This window comes from Micromonospora sp. Utrum1 (assembly GCF_057197805.1).
In genome coordinates this window covers 7,285,495-7,305,754 of sequence record NZ_CM170071.1, presented here as the reverse complement: position 1 = coordinate 7,305,754, position 20,260 = coordinate 7,285,495, and the positions used below count along the sequence as shown (strand labels likewise).

14 protein-coding genes are annotated in these 20,260 nt (G+C 75.7%); 9 read left to right on the top strand and 5 right to left on the bottom strand.

All coding sequences use genetic code 11. The annotated features are described in order from the left end of the window. Positions 1 to 34: 34 nt before the first annotated feature. Positions 35 to 3,952: a type VII secretion protein EccCa gene (gene eccCa, locus AC0OLQ_RS34445; RefSeq protein ID WP_484529590.1), complete on the bottom strand. Its 3,918-nt coding sequence runs from the start codon at positions 3,950 to 3,952 to the stop codon at positions 35 to 37. 100 nt (positions 3,953 to 4,052) lie between these two features. On the opposite strand from eccCa, the gene eccD reads away from it, so the two are divergent. After that, on the top strand, positions 4,053 to 5,450 hold the full coding sequence (gene eccD / locus AC0OLQ_RS34440) for a type VII secretion integral membrane protein EccD (RefSeq protein WP_484529589.1): 1,398 nt from the start codon (positions 4,053 to 4,055) through the stop codon (positions 5,448 to 5,450). Between the two features lie 63 nt (positions 5,451 to 5,513). Here eccD and AC0OLQ_RS34435 read toward each other — a convergent pair whose 3' ends face one another. Further along, positions 5,514 to 6,020, bottom strand: a complete 507-nt coding sequence (locus AC0OLQ_RS34435; protein ID WP_091266984.1) for an inorganic diphosphatase — start codon at positions 6,018 to 6,020, stop codon at positions 5,514 to 5,516. A gap of 606 nt (positions 6,021 to 6,626) precedes the next feature. On the opposite strand from AC0OLQ_RS34435, the gene dacB reads away from it, so the two are divergent. The 4 genes from dacB (at position 6,627) to AC0OLQ_RS34415 (ending at position 11,940) form a co-directional block, all read left to right on the top strand. Next, entirely contained in the window at positions 6,627 to 8,132 is a 1,506-nt protein-coding gene (gene dacB / locus AC0OLQ_RS34430; RefSeq protein ID WP_484532506.1) for a D-alanyl-D-alanine carboxypeptidase/D-alanyl-D-alanine endopeptidase, read from the top strand. 80 nt (positions 8,133 to 8,212) lie between these two features. Beyond that, positions 8,213 to 9,283, top strand: coding sequence for a zinc-dependent metalloprotease (locus AC0OLQ_RS34425; RefSeq protein ID WP_484529588.1), 1,071 nt, complete (start codon positions 8,213 to 8,215; stop codon positions 9,281 to 9,283). Between the two features lies 1 nt (position 9,284). Next, positions 9,285 to 10,265 (top strand): tRNA lysidine(34) synthetase TilS, encoded by a 981-nt coding sequence (gene tilS / locus AC0OLQ_RS34420; protein ID WP_484529587.1) that lies wholly within the window; start codon positions 9,285 to 9,287, stop codon positions 10,263 to 10,265. Between the two features lie 46 nt (positions 10,266 to 10,311). Next, complete coding sequence (locus tag AC0OLQ_RS34415; RefSeq protein ID WP_484529586.1) at positions 10,312 to 11,940, top strand: gamma-glutamyltransferase family protein; 1,629 nt, start codon at positions 10,312 to 10,314, stop codon at positions 11,938 to 11,940. Here AC0OLQ_RS34415 and AC0OLQ_RS34410 read toward each other — a convergent pair whose 3' ends face one another. After that, a complete protein-coding gene (locus AC0OLQ_RS34410) occupies positions 11,941 to 12,903 on the bottom strand; it encodes a GlxA family transcriptional regulator (RefSeq protein WP_484529585.1) in 963 nt (320 codons plus the stop codon). It abuts the gene before it with no gap. A 150-nt stretch (positions 12,904 to 13,053) separates the two neighbouring features. Between AC0OLQ_RS34410 and AC0OLQ_RS34405 the strand changes: the two genes are divergently transcribed. The 4 genes from AC0OLQ_RS34405 (at position 13,054) to folE (ending at position 16,952) form a co-directional block, all read left to right on the top strand. Next, complete coding sequence (locus AC0OLQ_RS34405; RefSeq protein ID WP_484529584.1) at positions 13,054 to 13,191, top strand: hypothetical protein; 138 nt, start codon at positions 13,054 to 13,056, stop codon at positions 13,189 to 13,191. Positions 13,192 to 13,290: 99 nt separating this feature from the next. Next, positions 13,291 to 13,866: a hypoxanthine phosphoribosyltransferase gene (gene hpt, locus AC0OLQ_RS34400; RefSeq protein ID WP_151463854.1), complete on the top strand. Its 576-nt coding sequence runs from the start codon at positions 13,291 to 13,293 to the stop codon at positions 13,864 to 13,866. A gap of 378 nt (positions 13,867 to 14,244) precedes the next feature. Then, positions 14,245 to 16,254 (top strand): ATP-dependent zinc metalloprotease FtsH, encoded by a 2,010-nt coding sequence (gene ftsH / locus AC0OLQ_RS34395; RefSeq protein WP_357334720.1) that lies wholly within the window; start codon positions 14,245 to 14,247, stop codon positions 16,252 to 16,254. A 35-nt stretch (positions 16,255 to 16,289) separates the two neighbouring features. Then, a complete protein-coding gene (folE, locus tag AC0OLQ_RS34390) occupies positions 16,290 to 16,952 on the top strand; it encodes a GTP cyclohydrolase I FolE (protein WP_357334723.1) in 663 nt (220 codons plus the stop codon). Between the two features lie 54 nt (positions 16,953 to 17,006). On the opposite strand, the gene AC0OLQ_RS34385 is transcribed toward folE, so the two are convergent. Further along, positions 17,007 to 17,708: a hypothetical protein gene (locus AC0OLQ_RS34385; RefSeq protein WP_484529583.1), complete on the bottom strand. Its 702-nt coding sequence runs from the start codon at positions 17,706 to 17,708 to the stop codon at positions 17,007 to 17,009. Beyond that, positions 17,705 to 20,221, bottom strand: coding sequence for an FtsK/SpoIIIE domain-containing protein (locus AC0OLQ_RS34380; RefSeq protein WP_484529582.1), 2,517 nt, complete (start codon positions 20,219 to 20,221; stop codon positions 17,705 to 17,707). Before AC0OLQ_RS34380 ends, AC0OLQ_RS34385 begins: the two co-directional genes overlap by 4 nt. Positions 20,222 to 20,260 lie beyond the last annotated feature (39 nt).

Genomic DNA, 20,260 nt, shown 5'->3' with positions numbered 1-20,260 from the left:
TCCCGTACGTCACGGTGCAACTCGGTGGGGCTGGTCACCCGGGCGGGAGATGGGCCAGCTGGACCAGGCGTACGCCCTCCCGCCGGGTGACCAGGCGACCCCGGCCCGGCGGCAGCGGGCCGGCCTTCACCTGACCGACGAGCGGACCCTCCTCCGGGGCGCCCGACATCACCAGCCCGGCCGTGGACAACTCCCGCAACCGCTGGATGACCGGCTCGAACGAGGTCCGGCCCGCACCCCCGGAGCGGCGGGCCAGCACCAGGTGCAGGCCGACGTCCCGGGCGTGCGGCAGGTGCTCCTCCAGCGCCCGCACCGGGTTGGTCGGCCCGCCGGCCACCAGGTCGTAGTCGTCCACCAGCACGAACAGCTCCGGCCCGGTCCACCACGACCGGGTACGCAGCTCCGCCGGGGTGACCCCCGGCCCGGGCAGCCGCCCCTGGAGGTAGCCGGCCGCCGACTCGATCAGCTCGGCGGTGTGCGGCGCGGCGGTCCCGTACCCGATCAGGTGCGCCGTCTCGATGGCGCCCATCAGGCTGCGCCGGTAGTCGACCAGGATCACCCGGGCCTGCTCCGGGGTGAACCGGTGGACGATCGAGGTGGCCAGCGCTCGCAGGAACGAGGACTTGCCGCACTCGGCGTCGCCGAAGACCACGAAGTTCGGCTCGATGGCGAAGTCCAGCACCACCGGACGCAGGTCCGCCTCGGCCACCCCGATCGGGAAGGCCAGCCCGGTGGTCGCGGCCTGGTCCAGCTCGGCGTAGGGCAGCACCGGCGGGAGCAGCCGCACCGGGGGCGCGACCGGGCCGGCCCAGGCCCCGGCGACCGCCTTGACCAGGTCGCCGGTCTCGGCCCCGAGGCCGGCGACCCGGGGCTCGGCGACGAGGAAGTGCAGCCCGCCCGCCGTGATCCCGCGCCCCGGCCGCTCCTCGGGGACGGTCGCCGCGAGCGCGCGCTTGACGACCACCGAGTCGGCCGGGTCGCCGAGGCGCAGCTCCAACCGGGAGCCGAACAGGTCCCGGATCGCCGGCCGGAAGTCCGACCAGCGCAGCGCGCTCGCCACCACGTGCACCCCGTACGCCAGGCCCCGGGTGGCCAGCTCGGTGACCAGGGGTTCCAGGTCCTCGTACTCGCTGCGCAGGGTGTTCCAGCCGTCTACCACCAGGAACACGTCGCCGAACGGGTCGGTGCCTTCCGACGTCGTCGTGGCCCGGCGCCGGCGCCAGGCCGCCATCGACTCCACCCCGGCCTCGGTGAACCGCCGCTCCCGCTCGGCCAGCAGGGTGGCGATCTCGCCGACGGTCCGGCGTACCGCGGTGTCGTCGGCCCGGCCGCTCACCCCGCCGACGTGCGGCAGGTCGCGCAGCGCGCCGAGCGTCCCGCCGCCGAGGTCCAGGCAGTAGACCTGCACCTCGGCCGGGGTGTGGGTGAGTGCCAGCGCGCAGACCAGGGTGCGGAGCAGGGTGGACCGGCCGCTACGCGTGGTGCCGACCACCGCGACGTGCCCGGCCGCCCCGTCCAGGGCCAGCGAGAACAGGTCGCGGCGCTGCTCGAACGGCTTGTCGACCACGGCTACCGGCACCTGGAGGGCGCCGTGCAGCTCCGGGTTGCCCACGGTGAGCCCGCGGACCGGGTCCGCACCGACCGGGCCGAGCAGCTCGTCGAGGGACGGTGACTCGTCGAGCGGGGGCAGCCACACCTGGTGCGCCGGCCGGCCCTGCCCGGCCAGCCGCCCGACCATCAGGTCGAGCAGGGTCTCGCCGGTCTCCTCCTCGGCGGGGAGGGCGGCCGGGGTGGCCGGCTCGGGCACCGGCACCAGGTGGGTGGAGAAGGCGAGCAGCCGCGGGCTGCCGGCGCCGGCCGCTCCCGCCGGGCCGGCCCGCCGGCGTACCGCGCCGGAGACGTACGCGGCCTTGAACCGGACCAGCGGGTCGGTGCCCGAGCGCAGGTAGCCGTGCCCTGCGCTGCGGGGCAGCTCGTGCGCGTCCGGCACGCCGAGCACCGTCCGGGACTCCAGCGCCGAGAAGGTGCGCAACCCGATCCGGTACGACAGGTGGGTGTCCAGCCCGCGCAGCCGGCCCTCCTCCAGCCGCTGCGAGGCGAGCAGCAGGTGCACACCGAGCGACCGGCCCAGCCGGCCGATCTGCACGAAGAGGTCGATGAAGTCGGGCTTGGCGGAGAGCAGCTCGGAGAACTCGTCGCAGACGAGGAGCAACGACGGAAGCGGAGCGAGCGGGGTGCCGGCCGCCCGGGCCCGCTCGTAGTCGCGCACACCGGCGAAGTTGCCGGCCCGGCGCAGCAGCTCCTGCCGGCGCATCAGCTCGCCGTTGATCGCGTCGACCATCCGGTCGACCAGCGGCAGCGCGTCGGCCAGGTTGGTTATCACCGCGGCGGTGTGCGGCAGCCGTTCGAACGGCGCGAAGGTGGCGCCGCCCTTGAAGTCGACCAGCACGAAGTTGAGCTGCTCCGAGCTGTGCGTGGCGGCCAGCCCGAGCACCAGCGTGCGGAGCAGCTCGGACTTGCCCGAGCCGGTGGCGCCGATGAGCAGCCCGTGCGGGCCCATCCCGTCCTGCGCCGACTCCTTGAGGTCCAGCTCGATCGCCCCGCCGTCGGCGCCCACCCCGATCGGCACCCGGAGCCGGTCCCGGGCCGCCCGGGGCGTCCAGCCCTGCTCGGCGGTGAAGTTCTCCGGGTCGCCGAGCCCGAGCAGCTCGGGCAGGCCCGGCTCGGCGCCGGGCGGGGCGTCCGGTCCGCGTACGGTGCCGGCCAGCCGCAGCGGGGCGAGCCGGCGGGCCACCGCCTCGGCGTCGGCCGGCTCCAGCGCGTCGGCCACGCCCACCTCGGCGTGCCCCTCGGCGGAGTGCGAGTGCAGCCGGCCGTCGACCACGTCGAGCAGGAGGGCGTACCGGTCGAGCAGGCGGGGCGGCGGGGTGTCCAGGTCGAGCACGGTGACCGCGTCGATCCCGCCGTCGCCGGCCAGGTCGGTGGCCCCGGTCAGGTCGCCGCCGTCGAGCACCACCAGCACGTGCGGGCCGTCGGTGGCCGGACCGGCCGGGCTGAACCGGGACCGGCTGGCGAGCACGTCGTCGAGGAGCCGTTCCAGCTCGGCGGCGGAGCTGGTGACCAGCCGGACCGGGCCGAGCGCGTCGGTGCGGCCCGGGTGGTGGGCGTGTGGCAGCCACTTGACCCACTCCCACCGAGCCCGGCGTTCCGGCCCGGCGCAGACCGCGATCAGCAGCTCGTCGGGGGCGTGGAAGACGGCGAGCTGGGTGAGCACGGCCCGGGCCAGCGCCGGGGCGGCCGGGCCGCGCACGAAGACCCGGGCGAAGCTGCGTAGCGAGAGCGCCACCGGCAGGTCCGGCACCACCGAGTACGCGTCCAGGAAGCGCCGCAGCGCCCCCGCGGTCATCGGCTCCAGCTCGTCCAGCGGCCGGGTGACCGGCGGCACCAGCGGGGTGGCCAGCGTCTGCGGCCCGACCCCGACCCGGACCACGGCGAAGTCGGGGTCGCCCGGCCGGCGCTCCCAGACCCGGTGGCTCTCGACGGTCGACCAGAGCCGCACCGGGTCGGGGTGCCGGTAGTAGAGCCCGGCCCGCTGTGCCCCGGCGGTCTCCCGGACCCGGCGGCGCAGCGCGGCCAGGTGCCGCAGGTATTCCCGGCGGGCGGCCATCATCTCCGACCTCTTCGGGCCGGCGCTGCCCCAGGAGGTCACCAGCATCGCCACCGAGGAGAGCCCGAACATGCCGCCCACCACGTACGAGTAGGCCCCGCCGCCCCGGCCGAACATCATCGCCATGGCCACCGTCCCGCCGAGCATCGGCAGCACCATCAGCGCCTGCTGCCACCGCCCGCCGGCCACCGCCGGGATCTCCGGCGGCGCCTCGACGGGCAGCTCACCGGCCGGGATCTCCGGCGCCGGGCGGCGCGGCGGCCGCTTGATGACGACAGTGGACACTCCGCCTCCCCATGGCTCTCGGTAACCCGAGCCTGGCTCATCGTAGGTAAAGTCCACTCGTCCGTCAGCCACCGTTCCCGCTCGATATGGAGAAACATCGATGACAAGCGGGCTGGCCCGGGTCACGATCAGCGCCCCCCGGCGGCGGGTCGACGTGGCCCTGCCGGAGCAGGTCCCCCTCGCCGAGCTGCTGCCCGAGGTGCTCCGGCACGCCGGGGAGGGGCTGGCCGACGACGGCGAACGGCACGGCGGCTGGGTGCTGCGGCGGACCGACGGCGCGGTGCTGGCCACCGCGCAGGCGCTGCTGCCCCAGGGCGTCCGCGACGGCGAGGTGCTGCACCTCGTCCCGGCCCGCGCCCAGTGGCCCGAACTGGAATACGACGACGTGGTCGAGGCGATCGCCGACGGGGCCCGCCGCCGGGGCGCCGCCTGGTCGCCCGGGGCCACCCGGGCAGCCGCCCTGGCCGGCGCGGGCGTGCCGCTGGCCGTCGGGCTGCTCGCCGTGGTGGCCGCCGGCCCGGGGCCGGGCAGCGGCTGGCCGGTCGCCGCCACGGTCGCCCTGCTCCTGGTGCTCGCCGCCACCGCCGCCTCCCGGGCCTACGGCGACGGGCCGGTCGGCGCCACCCTCGGCGGGTACGCGCTGCCCTGGGCCGCCGCGGCCGGCGCCCTGGCGGTCGGCACCGGCGACCCGGTCGGCCCGCTCGGGCCGTTGCGCTGGGTCGGCGCGCCCGAACTCCTCGCCGGCTCGGTGGCGCTGCTGCTGGTGTCGGTGCTCGGCCTGCTCGGGGTGGTCAGCCGGTCCCGGGTCTTCCTGGCCGGCGCGACCACCGGCGCGGCCGGCGCGGCGGCCGGCCTCGGCGGGCTGCTCCTCGACCCGGCCGGCACCGCCGCCGTGCTGCTCTGCGCGCTGGTCTTCGCGCTGGGCGGGCTGCCGCTGCTGGCCATCCGGCTCGGCAAGGTGCCGCTGCCGCCGATCACCCTGCCCGCCCCGGCCGGCGGCCCGCCCGGAGTCCGTGACCTGCCCGACCGGGGCCGGGTGCAGGCGGCCGTGGCCCGCACCGAGGAGATGCTGACCGGGATGCTGCTCGGGCACGCGGTGCTGGCCGTCGCGGCCACCGCGGTGCTCGCCACCACCGGCGGGACCGCCGGTCGGCTGCTGGTGGCGGTCGGCTGCGGGGTGCTGCTGCTGCGCTCCCGGCTCTTCGTGGCGGTCCGCCACCGGGTGCCCGCCGTCGCCGCCGGGCTGACCGGGTACGCCCTGCTCGGCGCGGTGCTCGCCGACCGGGCCGGCCCGGCCGGCCGGCTGGCGCTGACCGTGGGCGGGCTGGCCCTGGCCCTGGTCGCCGTCGCGGCCGGCGCCACGTACGCCCGGCGACCGGTCTCCCCGTACCTCGGTCGGCTGGCCGACCTGACCGACACGGCGCTGGTGGTGGCGGTGGTCCCGGTGGCCTGCGCGGTGCTCGACCTCTACGACCGGGCCCGCGGCCTGCTCGGCTGACCGGCACGCACGCGGGCCCGGGTCGCTCCGTGGAGCGGCCCGGGCCCGTCGGCGCGGATCAGGTCAGTGCAGGGTCTCGCCGCGCTCGGCGGCCTCCTTGGCACGCTGGTACGAGGCCACGATCTCGGCCTCGGCCTCGGTGCGGCCCACCCAGGTCGCGCCCTCGACCGACTTGCCCGGCTCCAGGTCCTTGTAGACCTCGAAGAAGTGCTGGATCTCCAGCCGGTCGAACTCGCCCAGGTGGTGGATGTCCCGCAGGTGCTCCTGGCGCGGGTCCTCGTAGGGCACGCAGAGGACCTTGTCGTCGCCGCCCTTCTCGTCGGTCATCCGGAACATGCCGATGGTGCGGCAGCGGATCAGGCAGCCCGGGAAGGTGGGCTCGGGCACCAGCACCAGCGCGTCCAGCGGGTCGCCGTCCTCGCCGAGGGTGCCCTCGATGAAGCCGTAGTCGGCCGGGTACTGGGTGGAGGTGAAGAGAGTGCGGTCCAGCCGGATCCGGCCGGTCGCGTGGTCCACCTCGTACTTGTTGCGGTGACCCTTGGGGATCTCAACCGTGACGTCGAAATCCATCTCCCACGCTCCCTCGTTTGCCCACGCTGGCTAACGGAAACCAGTGGCGCCGCCCACCGGACGGGGTGAACGCCCCCCGCCGGCTCCGGCCGCCGCATAGTGTTCGGACCGAAGTAGTGTCACCCAAGGCGCTTTTGAGCGGGGGAGGAGGGGGTCGTGGGGAGGGAAGATTCACACTACCGCCCCGAAGGGGTTGACGGGCGCGGGTCCGCCACTTCCGGTCCCGGCGGGGCCACCGGCCGCGTCTCGGTCCCCGGCACCAACCCCGCCCACCGCCCTGGGCCGGCCGCCGGGTCCGCCCCGGTCGGCCGCGCCAACCCCGGGGAGTACGGCCACCCCCGGCCCACGGACCACGGCCGCGCCGCCCCGCGCGAGTACGGCCACGCGGCGCCCCGGGACCACGGTCACGCCGCGCCGCAGGACTACGGCCACGCCGCGCCGCAGGACTACGGCCACGCCGCGCCGCGGGACTACGGCCACGCCGATCCCCGGCAGTACGGCCACGCCGGCGCGCGGGACTACGGGCAGGCCGACCCGCGCGGCCACGGCCCGGGCCCGGCCGCGCCGGTGAGCTGGCCCGGCTACGACGCGCCCGGATCCATCCCGGTGAGCCCGCCCGTCCCGCCGGTCGGCGCCGCTCCGCTCCCGCCGCCTCCGCCGCCACGTCGACGCCGGCTCCCGCTGGTCGCGGTGCTGGCCACCGTACTGATCGTCGCCCTGGCCGCGGTCGGCCTGGCCGTGGTCCGCCCCGGCCCGGTGGCCGGCTGGCTGGGCGGCGAGGACAGCCCGACCGCGGCCGCGCAGTCGTCCGAGCCCGCCCCGCCCGCTGTGCTGGCCGGCGCGGACGGCAATGCCCCGCTGCCCACCCCCGACGGGGTACGCGCCGCGCTCGAACCCCTGGTCCGCGCCGCCGCGCTCGGTGATCGGGTGAACGTGTCGGTGGCCGACGTGACCACCGGCGAGGCGCTCTACGGCAGCGGGCAGGACACCCCGACCGTTCCCGCCTCGGTGACCAAGCTGGCCACCGGGGTCGCCGTGCTGGCGGCCCGCGGCCCGGCCTACCGGATCCCCACCCGGGCGGTGGCCGGCGCGGCCCCCGGCGAGGTGGTCCTGGTGGGGGGCGGCGACCCGACCCTCGCCGTCGACAAGAACGGCTTCTACCCGGGGGCGGCCCGGCTGGACGACCTTGCGGCCCAGGTGCGCAAGGCGCTCGGCGGCACCGCCCCGACCAAGGTCACCGTCGACTCGTCCCTGTTCAGCGGCCCGGTCTACGAGCCCGGTTGGGACGACGACATCCCCACCGGCGGGTTCGGCGCGGCGATCACCGCGCTGATGACCGACGGCGCGCGGCGGGACCCGGCGGAGGCCCGCCGAACCGAGGAGGCCATGAACCACGCCGCCGAGCGAGTGCCCCAGCCGGACCTGACCGCCGGCCGGCAGTTCGCCAAGCTCCTCGGGCTCTCCGGAGCGGCCGCCGAGGTGAAGCGGGGCACCGCGCCCGCCGCCTCCGGCGCGACGGCGACCGGCACGCCCGCCCCCGGCGCCGAGCTGGGCAAGGTCCAGTCGCTGCCGATGGTCCGCCTGGTCGACATCATGATCAGCGACAGCGACAACGTGATCGCCGAGGCGATGGCCCGGCAGGTGGCGCTCGCCAAGGGCAAGCCCGGCTCGTTCGCGGGCGGCGCGGCCGCCACCGACCAGGTGCTCGGCGAGCTGGGCCTGCCGGCCGACGAGATCAGCCTGGCCGACGGCAGCGGCCTGTCCCGCACCAACCGGATCAGCCCGTCGCTGCTCACCGACCTCATCACGCTCGCCGGCAACGGCAGCCACCCCGACCTGGCCGCGATCTTCGGCGGCCTGCCGGTGGGCGGCTGGTCCGGCACCCTGGACGAGCGCTACCAGGCGGCGGTGACGAAGGCCGGCGCGGGCGTGGTGCGGGCGAAGACCGGGACGCTCAGCGGGGTGAACGCCATCGCCGGGCTGGTCACCACCACCGACGGCCGGCTGCTCACCTTCGCCGTCCTCACCGACCGCACGCCGGACGCCCTCGACGAGACCCGGCAGGCCCTCGACCGGATCACCTCCGCGCTGGCCGGCTGCGGCTGCCGCTGACCGTCCCGCCCGCTGCGACCGGCGTCGATCGGCTGGCGCGAGCCCGGGTGGGGGTGTCGCGGCGCGGGTACGGTGGGTTCATGGCGCAGTTCGTGGACTGGGATCTGGCCGCCGCGACCGCGGGGGCGCTGGGCAAGTCGGGCCCCCGGGTGTCGTACGCCGAGGCCACCGACGTGGTGGGCGAGCTGCGCCGGCTGACCGAGGGAGCCGCCGGGCACGTCGCCAACTACACCGGTCTGCGCCCCCAGGTCACCCACCCGCCGGTCCGCGTGGTCGACCGCCGGGACTGGGCGGCCGCCAACATCGCCGGGCTGCGCGAGGTGATCACTCCGCTGGTGGATCGGCTCTCCGGCGACAAGCGCCCCGGGCCGCTCACCGAGGCGATCGGCTCCCGGCTCACCGGGGTGCAGGCCGGCACCGTGCTGGCGTACCTCTCCGGCCGGGTGCTCGGCCAGTACGAGGTCTTCGCCGGCGACCCCGGCCAGCTCCTGCTGGTCGCCCCGAACATCGTCGAGGTGGAGCGGAAGCTGGGGGCCGACCCGCGGGACTTCCGCCTCTGGGTCTGCCTGCACGAGGTGACCCACCGGACCCAGTTCACCGCCGTGCCGTGGATGCGGGCCTACTTCCTCAGCGAGGTGCAGGCGTTCGTCGACGCGTCACAAGGCGGCGAGCACGTGCTGGAGCGGCTGCGCCGCGGGGTGGCCACGCTCTCCGACGCGGTGAAGGACCCGAACAGCCGCGCCAGCGTGCTGGACATCGTGCAGACCCCGGCGCAGCGTGCCGTGCTGGACCGGCTCACCGCGCTGATGACCCTGCTGGAGGGGCACGCCGAGTTCGTCATGGACGGCGTCGGCCCGCAGGTCATCCCCAGCGTCGAGTCGATCCGGGCGGCGTTCAACCGCCGCCGCGAGTCCGGCAACCCGCTGGAGAAGGCGATCCGCCGGATCCTCGGCATCGAGGTCAAGATGCGCCAGTACGCCGAGGGCCGCAAGTTCGTGCACGGCGTGGTGGACCGGGTCGGCATGGCCGGTTTCAACAAGATCTTTTCCTCGCCGCTCACCCTGCCCCGCCTGGACGAGCTGGGTGACCCGGACGCCTGGGTGGCCCGGGTGCACGGCGGCCCGGCGAACGTGCCCCCGGCCGCCGGCTGAGTTGGCGGCGCTTCCCCCGCCGGTCGCCGCCGTCCGGCTCGCCGTACGCCGGGCGTTGACCGGGCTGCCCGGGGCCGGGCCGGTGCTGGTGGCCTGCTCCGGCGGCGCCGATTCGCTCGCCCTGGCCGCCGCCACCGCCTTCGTCGCGCCCCGCCTCGACCGCCGGGCCGGCCTGGTGACCGTGGATCACGGCCTGCAAGCCGGCTCGGCCGAGCGCGCCGAACGGGTGGCCCGGTGGGCGGCCGAGGCCGGTTTCGACCCGATCGAGGTGGTCCCGGTGACCGTCGCTGGCCGCCCCGGCGGCCCGGAGGCGGCCGCCCGCGAGGCCCGGTACGCCGCCCTGGTCGCCGCCGCCCGACGGCACGACGCGGCCGCGGTGCTGCTCGGGCACACCCGCGACGACCAGGCCGAGACGGTGCTGCTCGCGCTGGCCCGGGGGGCCGGCCCGCGCGGGCTGTCCGGCATGCCGCCCCACCGCGAGCTGGACGGGGTGCCCCTGCTGCGCCCGCTGCTCGACGTCGCCCGCGTCGACACCCGCGAGGCGTGCGCCGCGCTCGGCCTCACGCCCTGGGAGGACCCGCACAACGCCGATCCCGCGTACGCCCGGTCCCGGGTCCGCGCCGACGTGCTGCCGGCCCTGGTCGAGGCGCTCGGTCCCGGGGTAGTGGACAACCTGGCCCGGACCGCCCACCTGCTGGCCGCCGACGCCGCCGCCCTGGACGACCTCGCCGCCACCGCGCTCGCCGAGATCCGGGCCGCCGAGGGCGGGCTCTCGGTCGCCGGCCTGGCGGCACTGCCGGCGGCGGTACGCGCCCGGGTGCTGCACGCCTGGGCCCGTGAGCTGGGCGCGCCGCCGGCCGCCCTGTCACACCGGCACGTGGCGGCGCTGGACGCCCTGGTCACCGACTGGCACGGGCAGGGCCCCGCGCACCTGCCCGGGGGCCTCCCGGTCCGCCGCCACGCCGGCCGTCTCACCACCTGATCCACCCGGGGTCGCCGGGAGCCGCCGGAGGCGGTAGACAGGGCGCATGGCGTACCCCCGACAGCCGCTGCTGGCCCTCCACGGTGCGGTCGCGACCAGCCAGCCGCTCGCGGCGGCCGCGGGCCTCGCCGTGCTGCGACGCGGCGGCAACGCCGTCGACGCGGCGCTGGCCACCGCGATCACCCTGACCGTGGTGCAGCCACCCTCGAACGACATCGGCGGCGACCTGTTCGCCATCGTCTGGGACGGCGAGCGGCTGCACGGGTTGAACGCCTCCGGCCGTTCCCCGGCGGCGCTGACCCGGGAGCTGGTGCTGGCCGCGACCGGCCGGCGCGGCGCGGCGGCGGTCGAGGCGCTCGGTGGCGCGCAGGGCGCGGGGCCCGCCGTGCCGGCCCGGGGCTGGCTGCCGGTGACCGTGCCGGGCGCCCCCGCCGGCTGGCGGGACCTGCACGAGCGGTTCGGCTCGCTGCCCTTCGCCGACCTGTTCGCCGACGCCATCGGCTACGCCGAGCGCGGCTATCCGGTGGCCCCGGGCACGGCGGCCGCCTGGGCGCGCGGGGTCGCCGCGCACGACGGGCTGGCCGGGCCGGAGTACGCGGAGTTCCGCCGGGTGTTCACGCTGGGCGGTCGGGCGCCGCGGCCGGGGGAGTGGTGGCGCAACCCGGACGCGGCCGGCACGCTGCGGCGGATCGCGGAGAGCGGGGCGGCGGACTTCTACCGGGGGCGGATCGCGGCGGCGATCGACGACCACGCGGCCCGCACCGGTGGCTTCCTCACCGGCGACGACCTGGCCCGGCACGCCTCGACCTGGGTCGACCCGGTCCCGGTGCGTTACCGGGGGCACGAGGTGTGGGAGTTGCCGCCCAACGGGCAGGGGATCGCCGCGCTGCTGGCGCTCCAGGTGCTCGACGGGGTGGACCTGGCCACGCTGTCGCCGGAGGAGCGGCTGCACTGGCAGATCGAGGCGGTGAAGCTCGGCTTCGCCGACGCGCACGCCCACGTGGCCGATCCGGAGCGAGTCGAGGTGCCGACGGCGGCGCTGCTCGACCCGGCGTACGCGGCGGCCCGCCGGGCGCTGGTCAGCGAGCGGGCGGGCGACCCGGTCGCCGGGGAGCCGGAGCGCGGCGGCACCGTCTACCTCTGCACCGCCGACGCCGGCGGCATGATGGTCAGCCTGATCCAGTCGACCTACCTGGCGTTCGGCTCGCACGTGGTGGTCCCCGGGCACGGCTTCGCGTTGCAGAACCGCGGGCTCGGCTTCCGTCCCGACCCCGACCACCCGAACGTGGTGGGGCCGGCGAAGCGGCCGTACCACACGATCATCCCGGGGTTCCTGACCCGGGACGGGGCCCCGGTCGGACCGTTCGGGGTGATGGGCGGGCACATGCAGCCGCAGGGGTACGTGCAGCTCGTCTCGGCCACCATCGACGCCGGGCGCGACCCGCAGGCGGCTCTCGACGCCCCGCGCTGGTACTGGCACGCGGGCCGGACGCTGCTGGTCGAGCCGGAACTCGACCCCGCGCTCGTCGCGGGGTTGCGGTCGCGCGGGCACGAGATCACCGTCGCGACCGAGCCGTCGGTCTTCGGGTACGGCCAGGCGATCTGGCGGGCGCCCGGTGGCGGGTACGTGGCCGGGTCGGAGTCCCGGGTCGACGGGGCGATGCTGGGCTGGTGATCAGGCGTCGACCCGCTCCCGGAAGGTGGTCCGGTAGGCGTGCGGGGTGGTGCCGACCCGGCGGGTGAAGTGGTGCCGCAGCGCCGCCGCGTCGCCGAAGCCGGCCTGGTCGGCGACGGTCTCCACGCTCAGCCGGGTCTCCTCCAGCAGCCGCCGGGCCAGCAGCACCCGCTGGTTGGTCAGCCAGTCGTGGGGGGTGGTGCCGGTCTCGGCGCGGAACCGCCGGGCGAAGGTTCGCGGCGCCATCCCGGCCCGGGCCGCCAACTCGTCCACGGTCACCGTCCGGTCCAGGTGCCCCATCAGCCACTCCAGCACCGGCTCCAGGGTGGGCGCCTCGGGCGCCCGGGGGATGGGCGCCTCGACGTACTGGGACTGGCCGCCGTCGCGGTGCGGCGGGACGACCATCCGGCGGGCCAGCCGGGTGGCCGTGGCCGAGCCGTGTTCCTGGCGGACCAGGTGCAGGCAGGCGTCGATCCCGGCGGCGGTGCCGGCGCTGGTGAGCAGCCGCCCGTCCTGCACGTAGAGCGAATTGCAGTGCACCCGGGCCGCCGGGAACCGCTCCTGGAGGTCGTCGACGTGCCGCCAGTGGGTGGTGCAGTCGCGCCCGTCGAGCAGCCCCGCCTCGCCGAGCACGAACGCCCCGGAGCAGACGCTGAGCAGCCAGGCGCCGCGGTCGGCCGCCCGGCGCAGCGCGGCCAGCACCGGCGCGGGGACCGGCGTGGTCCCGTCGCCGTGGGCGGGCACGGCCACCAGGTCGGCGTCGTCGACCGCAGTCAGGTCGGCGGTCGGGGTGAGCAGGAAGCCGGAGCGGCTGCGGACCGGCCCACCGTCGGCGGTGCAGACGTCGAACCGGTAGCCGGGGAAGCCGTCGGCGGTGCGGTCGGTGCCGAACACCTCCGCGACGACACCGAGCTCGAACGCGGCGACCTCTTGCAGGGCGACGACGGCGACGGAACGAAGCATGTGACGAGGGTAACCCCAGAGGTGGCAGTAAATCGAGGCTCAGTGGCATCCCTGCCACTGTCCGAACTGCACGGCGGGTCGCAAACTTGATGGTGTCCGGTGCGCACCGGCGGCGAAAACCACATCAACCACGCGAAAGCGAGCGCCGCCATGACCGTTCTGCTGCTCCTGCTCTTCCTGCTCCTCCTCCTCGGCGCCAGCGCCTTCGGGCTGACCGCCGACACCCGGGACTCGGCCGACTGGAAGCCGACCGACGACGGCCGGCGCTGGCGCTCCCGCACCTGCTGAGGTGATTTGCTCCATCTGCGCCGTTAATCCCCGGCGGGACCGCGCCAAAAGGGGCGGCCCCGCCGACGGAGGCCATCCGGCGTACGGCAGGCTAGGAGCATGGCTGACGGCTCCTGGTACGACGCCGACATCGACCACGTGATCATCTCCGAGGCGCAGATCCGCGAGAAGACCGCGGAACTGGCCAAGCAGGTCTCGGCGGACTACGCGCACGTCGAGAACGGTCTCCTGCTCGTCTGCGTGCTCAAGGGCGCGGTCATGTTCATGGCCGATTTCGCCCGCGCGCTGGGCCGCCAGGGCCCGCCCGCCGAGCTGGACTTCATGGCCATCTCCTCGTACGGCCAGGGCACCACCTCCTCCGGCGTGGTGCGGATCCTCAAGGACCTGGACCGGGACATCGCCGGCCGGCACGTGGTGGTCGTCGAGGACATCGTCGACTCCGGTCTGACCCTCTCCTGGCTCCTGCGCTACCTCGAGTCGCGCTCCGCGGCCAGCGTCGAGGTGGTCGCCCTGTTCCGCAAGCCGGACGCGGTCAAGGTGCCGGTCCCGGTGAAGTACGTCGGCTTCGACATCCCGACCGAGTTCGTGGTCGGCTACGGCCTCGACTTCGGCGAGCGCTACCGCGAGGTGCCCTATGTCGGCGTGCTCAAGCCCGAGGTCTACGCCCGGGCCTGACCCGGTCGCCCGGCCGGTCGTCAGCCGACGTTCAGCGGGCTCTCAGCCTTCCGGTCTACGGTAGAGGCCGGTGACGTGGAGGCACTCTCCACGCCCGACCCCTCGAACCGCGTGACCGGGCGGCGGGGTGGCCGGGTGGGGAGCTCCCCGCCACGCCGGCTCAAACCCGGGTTCGCCGTACGCGTAAGTGCCGGGCTCGCAAGCTCGCATCTGGCACGAACGGTGTACCGTCGAATGACCGCGGCGCGGCAGTTGGCGCGCCTCGGGGTCGGGGCCGGCCCGCACGGCGGCCGCGGCCGCCGCCCGAGGCGGCGACACCATTCAGACGGTCAGGACGTCGATCAGGAGGATGCGGGCGCTTCGGTGCCCGACAACAGCATGGAACGTACGCGTTTCTTCCGCCGACCGGTGGTCTGGATCATCCTGGTCATCCTCGGCGCCGTTGTGCTCAGTCAACTTTTCACGGCTGGCCCCAGCTACCACCGCGTGGACACGTCGGTGGCGCTCGACCAGCTCCACACCGCGAAGATCAACAAGGCGGTCTTCCAGGACAAGGAGCAGACGCTCCAGCTCGACCTGGCCCAGAAGACGAAGTTCGGCGACACCACCACCGACCGGATCGAGGCCCAGTTCCCCTACGAGGTGGGCAGCCAGGTCTGGAACGACGTTCTCAAGGCCAAGGCGGAGAACCGGGTCACCGGCCCGGCCGACACCAAGGTCTCCTCGGACAGCATCTGGGTGAGCCTGCTGGTCAACCTGCTGCCCATCGCGCTGCTCGTGCTCCTGCTGCTGTTCTTCATGTCGCAGATGCAGGGCGGCGGCTCGCGGGTGCTCAACTTCGGCAAGTCCAAGGCGAAGATGATCACCAAGGACACGCCGAAGACCACCTTCGCCGACGTGGCCGGGGCGGACGAGGCCGTCGAGGAACTGCACGAGATCAAGGACTTCCTGCAGAACCCGGCGAAGTACCAGGCCCTGGGCGCCAAGATCCCGAAGGGCGTGCTGCTCTTCGGCCCGCCCGGTACCGGTAAGACCCTGCTGGCCCGGGCGGTCGCCGGCGAGGCCGGCGTGCCGTTCTACTCCATCTCCGGCTCGGACTTCGTGGAGATGTTCGTCGGTGTCGGCGCCAGCCGGGTCCGCGACCTCTTCGAACAGGCCAAGTCGAACGCGCCGGCGATCGTCTTCGTCGACGAGATCGACGCCGTCGGCCGGCACCGCGGCGCCGGCATGGGCGGCGGCCACGACGAGCGGGAGCAGACCCTCAACCAGCTGCTGGTCGAGATGGACGGCTTCGACACCAAGGGCGGGGTCATCCTGATCGCCGCCACCAACCGGCCCGACATCCTCGACCCGGCGCTGCTGCGCCCGGGCCGCTTCGACCGGCAGATCCCGGTCGACGCCCCCGACATGGAGGGCCGCAAGGCCATCCTGCGGGTGCACGCCAAGGGCAAGCCGTTCACGCCCGACGTCGACCTCGACTCGGTCGCCCGGCGGACCCCCGGCTTCAGCGGCGCTGACCTGGCCAACGTGATCAACGAGTCCGCGCTGCTCACCGCCCGCAAGGACCAGCGGGCGATCACCAACGACTCCCTGGAGGAGTCGATCGACCGGGTGATCGCCGGTCCGCAGCGGCGGACCCGAGTGATGAGCGACCAGGAGAAGAAGATCACCGCGTACCACGAGGGTGGGCACGCGCTGGTCGCCTGGGCGCTGCCGCACGCCGCGCCGGTGCACAAGGTGACCATCCTGTCCCGGGGCCGGTCGCTGGGCCACACCCTGGTCCTGCCGACCGAGGACAAGTACACCCAGACCCGGGCCGAGATGATCGACACCCTGGCGTACGCGCTGGGTGGCCGGGCCGCCGAGGAACTCGTCTTCCACGAGCCCACCACCGGCGCCGGCAACGACATCGAGAAGGCCACCCAGCTGGCCCGCGCGATGATCACCCAGTACGGCATGAGCTCCAAGCTCGGCGCGATCAAGTACGGCACCAGCGGGGACGAGCCGTTCCTCGGCCGCAACATGGGCCACGAGCGGGACTACTCCGACGCGGTGGCCGCCGAGATCGACGGCGAGATGCGGGCGCTGATCGAGCTCGCGCACGACGAGGCCTGGGAGATCCTGGTGGAATACCGGGACGTCCTGGACAACATCGTGCTCGAGCTGATGGAGAAGGAGACTCTCTCCACGGCCGACATGGCCCGGATCTGCGCCCGGGTGGCGAAGCGCCCGCCGATGGCCCCCTACCACGGCTTCGGCAAGCGTCAGCCCTCCACCGAGCCGCCCGTGCTCACCCCCGCCGAGAAGGAGACCCTCAAGGCGCAGGCCCAGGCCGACGGCGCCGCGGTCGGCGGGTCCCCCTCGAACAACTCGGACGGTACGCACTGAGCACCGACCCGACGGCCAGCTCCCACGACCGGGGGCTGGCCGTCTCCGCGACCGAGCCCGAAGACGACGCGCTCGACTACGTCGCCGCCCGCCTGATCAGCGGCAAGCTCACCGGCCGGCCGGTGGAGGAGAGCGTCGACCTGGGCCGCATCGAGAAGGCGGTCCGGGAGATCCTCGTCGCCGTCGGCGAGGACCCGGACCGCGACGGCCTCCAGCAGACGCCGGCCCGGGTCGCCCGCGCGTACGCCGAGCTCTTCGCCGGCCTGCGGGTCGACCCGGCGCAGGTGCTCAGCACCACCTTCGAGGCCAACCACGAGGAGCTGGTGCTCGTCCGGGACATCGACGTGATGAGCCTCTGCGAGCACCACCTGCTCCCGTTCCGGGGCAGCGCGCACATCGGCTACATCCCGGGGCCGGACGGCCGGATCACCGGCCTGTCCAAGCTGGCCCGGCTCGTCGAGGTGTTCGCCCGGCGCCCACAGGTGCAGGAGCGGCTCACCTCGCAGATCGCCGACCTGCTGATGGCCAAGCTGGCCCCGCGCGGCGTCGTGGTGGTGCTCCAGTGCGAGCACATGTGCATGGCGATGCGGGGCATCCAGAAGTCCGGCGCCCAGACCATCACCTCGGCGGTCCGGGGCACCCTCCAGCACGACGCCAAGTCGCGCGCCGAGGCGATGTCACTGATCATCCCGCGCTGACCGCAGCGAAACAGGGCCCTTCCCGCCGGGAGGGGCCCTGTGCCGTGTCCGGGCTCAGTCGGCCAGCATGGCCAGCAGCAGGCCGGCCGCGGTCAGCACCGCCGGGACCAGGCAGACCAGCGCGCCGAAGCGCGGCGTCCGGTCCACCCGGTCCACCGGGCGGGGCCGGAACAGCCGGCCCACCGCGAGCCAGCCCAGCATGAACGCGACCGTCGGCAGCGGCAGTCCCACCACCAGCGCGAGCACGGTCACCGGACCGGTGCCGGTGGCGAGGAAGAGCACGAGCTGGACCAGCGGCACCAGCAGCGCCAGCGGGCCGTAGACCAGCAGGTTGCGGGGGCGCGCCGGCCAGCGGGCCAGCCGGGGCAGGCCGCGCGCGGCGAGGCTGTCGTCCGCCGCGTCCGCCCAGCCCCGGGCGGTACGCAGGGCGGCCAGCACGGCCGCCGGCCCGGCCGCCATCGGCCGGGACGCCTCGGTCACCTCCGGGGGCGTGGGCACCAGCGAGATGGCCGGCACGCCCAGCTCCCGCAGCCGCGACTGCTGCGGGGCGAGCCGCTCGCGGACCGCGGTCAGCTCCTCCCGGGCCGCCGCCACCGACCGGGCCTGCTCGCTCGCCGCGGTCGCCGCGGCCCGGCGTACGCCGTCGAGCTGGCGGGCGGCGGCCACGTAGTCGGCCCAGGCCGCCCCGGCCGGGTCCACGTCGACCGTCGGGCCGCCGGACCGGGGCGCAGGCACCGCCGTACCGGTCTCGCTCATGGTGCTACCCCCTCGCCGAACGGGACCAGCACCGTCCCCTGCTCGCCGGGACCGTCCCAGAGCACCGCCCGGCCCGGGCGGGGCCGCCAGAGCACCGGCCGGTCGAAGAGCTGTTCCAGCCGGCCGCCGGGCACGTCGGTGACCACCACGGCGGTGAGCTTGTCCACCTCGCCCTCCGGGCCGAGCAGCCCGGCCAGCGGCGCCACGGTGCGCCACCAGCCGAGCAGGTGCCGGCCGGCCGGCGGCCCCTCCAGCAGCAGCGTGCGCAGCAGCTCGGGCGGCAGTTCGGCGGCGTCCGGCACGTCCAGCCCGAACACCACCAGGTAGCCCGGCTCATCCGCCGCCACCGCCGCCCGCAACCCGGTCACGTCGACGGTCTCCACCCGGTGCCGCCCGGCCAGCTCGGCGGCGAGCACGCCGGCCGGCTCGGCCGACCCGTTGGCCAGCGGGGCGAGCACGAACCGCGCCGCACCGGGGTGCGCCGCCGCGGCGCTGCGGACCGCGGTGACCAGCAGCCGCTCGGCCTCCTCGTCCCGGCCGAGCACGGCCAGGTTCCGGCCGGCGGCCGGCCCGAGCGGCACGGCCACCGTGGAGCGCCGGACGTCCACCGCCCGGCCGAGCAGCGCGGCCGGCGCGTGCGCCCGGCCGGCCAGCGCGGCCCGGTGCCGCGGGTCGTTGGCGAGCAACGGGCGGGCGAACCCGGCGAAGACCACCGGCGGGGCGGCCCCCTCGGGCCGGGCCGACCAGAGCCGGTGCCGCAGATCGGCGAGGACCGCCGGATCGTCGTGCGGGTCCGGGAACCGGATCAGTCGCTCGTGGCCCCGGGTCGCGCCGCGCGGGCCGCCCAACCCGCCGGCGGTGTTCACCACCGCGCTGCCCACCGGCAGACCGGCCGCCGCGTCGTTGGTCGGTTCGAGCACGGCCGAACCGCCGGGCAGCGCCACCCGGACCGGGAACTGGCCGAGCAGCGGGTCGCGCGGGCCGCCGATGCACAGGTCGCCCTCGCCGGCCAGGACCAGGTGGATCCCGTACGACCGGGCGGCGCGGGCCAGCCCGTCCAGCCGGGCCAGCAGGTCGGCGGCGAGCCGGTCCCGCTCGCGCAGCAGCAGCGGGAAGTTGTCGATCACACAGACGATCCGGGGCAGCGACTGGTGCTGGCGCAGCTCGGCGTAGCGCTGCCCGCCGGCCCGCCGGGCTGCCTCCTCCCGGCGACGCAACTCGCCCTCCAGCTCGCCGAGCAGGTCCGCCACATATTCGCGGTCGGCGGCCATCCCGGCGGCCCGGACCTGCGGCACCCAGGACCGGTCCCGCTCGGTCTGGAGGAACTCCACGAAGGACTCGCCGTCGTCGAGGTCGGCCAGGTAGAGGACCAGCTCGTCCGGGCCGTACCGGGCGGCCAGGCCGAAGAGCGCGTCGGTGAGGAACGCCGACCGCCCGGCCTGCGAGCGGCCGCTGACCAGCCAGTGCGGGGTCAGCTCGGTGAAGCCCAGGCCGACCGGCCGCCCGGCGGCGTCCCCGACCGTCGTGGTGAGCCCGTCGACCGAGCTCTCCGCCCAGGGCTCGCCCTCCGGCAGCAGGTCGGTGAGGGCGAGGCGGGAGCCGTCCTCGATCTGCCGGACCAGCCGCCGGCACACCCCGGCGACCAGTTCCTCGGGCGGATCCTCGTCGAGGAAGATCGGGGAGTTCAGCCCGCCCGGCGGCTCCGCTCCGGGACTGCTGAACCCGGCCGCCGGCGGGTCGCCGACCAGCGCGTACGCCGTGCGCACCGCCAGCGGAGTGGCCTGCGGCAGCGGCGCACGGTCGGGCCAGCCGGCCACCACCAGGTGCAGCCCGGCCCGGGGACCCCGGGCGGCCAGCTCGGCGAGCCGGTCGAGATCGGACGGTGCGGCCCCGTCGGGCAGGGCGGCCACCACCAGCAGCAGCGTACGGTCGTGCCCGCGCTGGCGGGCGGTCCCGGCGGCCACCCACTGCTCGGCCTCGGCCAGCACCGCCCGGAGCCCGGGCAGGTCGGTGGCGGGCGGCGGCAGCAGGCCCGCGTCGGCCAGCGCCACGTAGCCGGCGAAGGTGGCGGCCGGGCCGCCGTCGACCGCGCGGGCCAGCAGGGCGCCGGCCGGGCTGGCCGCGAAGAGCCGCAGCAGCAGGGCCCGGAGCAGCCCGGCCACCCGCGGGTCGCCGGCGTCGGCGTCGATGCTCAGATGTCCACTGGAGAGCAGCGGCACCAGCGCGGGGAACCGGGCGTCGTCCAGCGGCGCGGCGGTGCCGACCCGGACGAAGGCGGGTGGGCCGTCCCCGGGCGGGGTCGTCGGCGCCAGTGTCTCCAGCGCGTCACCGGCCCAGCCGGGCGCGGCGAGCGCCGCCGCGGCCCGGAGCCGCTCGGCCAGCTCGTACTGCCGGTGGTGGTCGGCGGGCGCGGGGCGGATCTCGTCGAGGATCCCGGCCGCCGCGGTCGCGGTGGCCTCGGCCCTGCGGTGCAGCGCGGCGGCCCGGCCGGCGCGGGCCTTCGGACTCGCCACCCGTCCACCTCTCTTTCCGAGGCCGACACTCCTCCCCGG